Raw genomic sequence first — 4589 nt, 5'->3', positions numbered from 1 at the left:
TCGCCATGGCCCACAGCAGGTTGGCAATGCCCTGGGCATTAAGTTGGTTTTTCTGTGCTTGCACGAGGGGCAACAGGGCGGCCACGGCCTCTTTGAGCTCTGCTTTACGCAGCTGCCCGTTGTCCAGCAGTTTCGCCACGGCCCACACCAGGTTGGTGACTTCCTGTGGTTTAAAGTGAGTTTTCTGTGCGTTCACGTGGGGCAACAGCGCGGCCATGGCCTTGTTGAATTCTGGTGTCTGCTCCTGCCCGTTATCCACCAGTTTCGTCATGGCCCACAGCAGGTTGGCGATTCCCTGGGCATCAATCTCCCATGCTTCAGCTTTTTTGTTGCACTTGAATATTATTGCATCCAGTAGCGTTGACAATAAGGCAGCTTGAGTACGCTTAACACGCTCATCCATGGGTTTATGAGGGGTAAAAACACCCGCTGAAGTCAATGAGTGAAGTGTTGTCGTCAGGCTTCGCCAATTCCAGCTCCGTGTTGCAGTAAAATTTTGCAGCAAACGCATCAGCTGGCTTTGTTCTGTTCGATTTAACGGTCTTTTAGCAGCTGATGAGTATTTTTTAATTGAACTGGCATACTGACCGTGATTTCTCCCATCATAGCGATGACCGAAACGTTCCGATTTACTCACCAGATCATCCATTACTTCCTGTTTGATGAGGGCATTAAAATCTTGAGTCGGGTTGACGGAACGGCGCACTAGATATTGAGAAGAGCATGGGCCTGAAGAATGGTAAAATTCATTATGCCACGGGGTAGGGCGGAGGGGGTTATTCCGATGTCTGACTGTACACTGTCTATACCGTCCACGCCTTGAAGCAGCAGCAGACTCATCCGGTTGGTTGTCATCATTACCTGATCTTGCGTATTTACCACTGATACCAGCAGAACTTCTATCCATAATTTTATTTCATTAATTCATGAAAATATAAAAAGCAGACTGCTGTTCTGCTCAGAAGTTCATTTTGCGGAAAAGTTTACTTGAGTCATGATGGGAGGAAGGCGATTACTGGCTGTTTGTTTTCTTCCTCTTTGCCGGGTTGATTTGCTCTGCTAAATGTTCTTCACCAGTCACGTATGCAGAATCTGTCCACCCTCTTTTAAGTGGTACAGAGGCATGACCTTGTGGCGGGATGCCTATCCTGGTCTTGATTTGATCAATATAGGGTTTCATTAAATCGTTGTTCAAAAGCTGGTTAGTCGGGATTTCAATGACCTCAAATCCTGCTTTTTGCAACAGTGCGATTTTAAGCAAAGTCGAACCATTCCTGGTGTTGAAATCACCACCCACGTAATGAGACGGTCCCTGAACTTCAATCACCATGTTGTGATCTGGCAGTAGCAGGTCAACCGGAGGTAATGAATTCAGACTCTTTTCCTCTTCGATCGTCAAAGCTGGAATAGATGATTTGAGTTGATCACGGAAGTCGACCTGGTTTTTTGAAATGGTTGTCTGGAAATGGCGGACGACCAAACAGGTTCTGCCAAGCCAACTTGCAGCCATGGCAAGGATGGATTGATCCTCTCCATTATCTGGCGATGTATTTTCCAGACGAATGAACAGGTCATCCATGTGTTTTTCAAATAGGTTATTTTTATTGGTATTAGAGTCCAGAAACAACCTGGCACAGCATACCATTACTCCCCAGAGAGACATCGATATCTCTTTCTGAGAAAACTGAAGGTTCTTACTGATTCGATAGAGAAGCGATTCGAACGTAGAGGTAACCACGTTCAGCTCAACGAGTTCACCCAGTTTGGCCGTGGCCCACAGCAGGTTGGCAATACCCTGGGCAGTAAATTGATCTTTCTGTGCGTTCACGAGGGGCAACAGCGAGATCACAACCTCGTTGAGCCCTGGTGTCTGCTCCTGCCCTTTATCCACCAGTTTCGCCATAGCCCACAGCAGGTTGGCGATTGCCTGTGGTGTAAAGTTAGTTTTCTGTGCGTTCACGTAGGGCAACAGCGCGGCCGCGGCCTCCATGAGCCCTGGTATCTTCTCCTGCCCGCTGTCCACCAGTTTTGCCATGGCCCACAGCAGGTTGGCGATGTCCTGGGCATTAAATTGGGCTTTCTGTGCGTTCATGTGGGGCAACAGCCCGGCCACGGCCTTGTTGAGCTCTGGTGTCTGCTCTTGCCCGTTGTCCACCAATTTCACCATGGCCCACAGCAGGTTGGTGATTTCCTGAGGTTTAAAGTTGGCTTTCTGTGCGTTCATTTGGCACAACAGCGCGGTCACTGCTTCTTTTAGCTCTGGTGTTCGCTCCTGCCTGCGGTCCACCAGTTTCGCCATGGCCCACAGCAGGTTGGCGATTTCCTGTGGTTTAAAGTGAGCTTTCTGTGCATTAATGTGGGGCAACAACGCCGCCACGGCCTCGTTGAGACCCGACGTCCGCTCCAGCCCGCTGCTCACCAGTTTCGCCATGGCCCAAAGCAGGTTGGCGATATGCTGAGGAATAACTTGGTCTTTGGGTGCGTTCACGTGGGGCAACAGTGCGGCCACAGCGTCCTTGAGCTCTGGTGTTTGCTCCAGCCCGCTGTCCACCAGTTTCGCCATGGCCCACAGCAGGTTGGCGATATCCCGGGCATTAAATTGGTCTTTCTGAGCGTTCACATGGGGCAACAGCGCGGCCACGGCCTCTTTGAGTCCTGGTATGTGCTCCTGTCCGTTGTCGACCATTTTTGCCATGGCCCACAGCAGGTTGGCGATACCCTGAGGAACAAATTGGTCTTTCTGTACGTTTACGTGGGGCAACAACACGGCCACAGCCTCTTTGAGTTCTGGTGTGTGCTCCTGCCCGTTGTCCACCAGTTTCGCCATGGCCCACAGCAGGTTAGCGATACCCTGTGGTGTAAAGTTGGCTTTCTGCGCACTCATTTGGGGCAACAGCGCGGCCACGGTTTGGTTAAACCCTGGCGTCCACTGTGGCCCGTTGTCCACCAGTTTCGCCATGGCCCACAGCAGGTTGACGATATGCTGAGGAATAAATTGGTTTTTCTGTGCGTTCACGAGGGGCAACAGGGTGGCCACGGCCTCGTTTAGCTCTGGTGTCCGCTCCAGCCGGTTGTCCACCAGTTTCGCCATGGCCCACAGCAGGCTTGCGATTTCCTGTGGTTTAAAGTCAGCTTTCTCTGGGTTCACTTGTGGCAACAGCACGGCCACGGCCTCGTTGAGCCCTGGTGTCCGCTCCAGCCGGTTGTCCACCAGTTTCGCCATGGCCCACAGCAGGTTGGCGATATGCTGAGGAATAAATTGGTTTTTCTGTGCGTTCACGAGGGGCAACAGGGTGGCTACGGCCTCGTTGAGCCCTGGTGTCCGCTCCAGCCGGTTGTCCACCAGTTTCGCCATGGCCCACAGCAGGTTGGCAATACTCTGGGCGTTAAGTTGATTTTTCTGTGCGTTCAGGAGGGGCAGCAGGGCGGCCACAGCATCTTTGAGCCCAGGTGTCCGCTCCAGCCCGTTGTCCACCAGTTTCGCCATGGCCCACAGCAGGTTGGTGACTTCCTGTGGTTTGAAGTGAGCTTTCTGTGTGTTCACGTGGGGCAACAGCGCGGGCACGGTCTCGTTGAATTCTGGTGTCTGCTCCAGCCCGTTGTCCACCAGTTTCGCCATGGCCCACAGCAGGTTGGCGATTCCCCGGGCATCAATGTCCCTGGCTTGAGGTTTTTGGTTGCACTTGAATATTATTGCATCAAGTAGCGTTGACAATAAGGCCGCTTGAGTAAGCTTGACACGCTCATCCATGGGTTTATGAGGGGTAAAAACACCTGCAGAAGTCAATGAGTGAAGTGTTGTCGTCAGGCTTCGCCAGTCCCAACGCCGTGTTATGGTAAAATTTTGCAGCAGACCTATCAGCTGGCTTTGTTCCGCTCGATTTAACGGTCTTTTCGCAGCGGATGTGTATTGTTTAATTGAATTGGCATACAGGCCGTGATTTCTCCCATCATAGCGATGACCGAAACGGACCGATTTACGCACCAGATCATCCATTATTTCTGGTTTGATGAGCGCATTAAAATCTTGGGCAGGGATTATTGAACGGCGCTGTAGATGTTGAGAAGGGCATACGGCAGGAGATTGGTAAAATTGATTACACCCCGGTGTAGTGCGTGGAGTATTATCCCACTGTCTGACTGTGGCATGTCTATATCGTCCACGCCTTGATGAAGCGGCATGGTCATCTTGTTGGTTGTAACCATTACCTGATCTTGCGTAATGACCACTGATACCAGCAGAACGTCTATCCATAATTATATTTCATTAATTCATGAAAATATAAAAAGCAGACTGCTGTTCTGCCCAGAAGTTCATTTTGCGGAAAAGTTTACTTGAGTCATGATGGGTGGAAGGCGATTACTGGCTGCCTGTTTTCTTCCTCTTTGTCGGGTTGGTTTGCTCTGCTAAATGTTCTTCACCAGTCACGTATGGAGCACCTGCCCACCCTCCTCTTTTAAGTGATACAGAGCCATGCTCCTGTGGCGCGATGCTTACCCTGATCTTTATTTGATCAATATAGGGTTTCATTAAATCGTTGTTCAAAAGCTGGTTAGTCGGGATTTCAATGACCTCAAATCCTGCTTTT

At 50.6% G+C, this 4589-nt stretch carries 3 protein-coding genes; all 3 read right to left on the bottom strand.

Annotated elements, in window-relative coordinates; all coding sequences use genetic code 11:
- Positions 1–907: hypothetical protein (locus ACO6VE_RS23905; RefSeq protein ID WP_422463949.1), on the bottom strand; the 907-nt coding region annotated here is incomplete at its 3' end.
- 105 nt (positions 908–1012) lie between these two features.
- A complete protein-coding gene (locus ACO6VE_RS23900) occupies positions 1013–4255 on the bottom strand; it encodes a DUF1601 domain-containing protein (protein ID WP_422463947.1) in 3243 nt (1080 codons plus the stop codon).
- Between the two features lie 105 nt (positions 4256–4360).
- On the bottom strand, positions 4361–4589 hold a 229-nt coding region (locus tag ACO6VE_RS23895; RefSeq protein WP_422463945.1), incomplete at its 5' end, for a hypothetical protein.

The sequence above is a fragment of the Endozoicomonas sp. ALB115 genome (assembly GCF_049310245.1).
GTDB lineage: Bacteria > Pseudomonadota > Gammaproteobacteria > Pseudomonadales > Endozoicomonadaceae > Endozoicomonas.
Note: the sequence above shows the minus strand (reverse complement) of the source record. Positions and strands in the feature narration are given on the sequence as shown.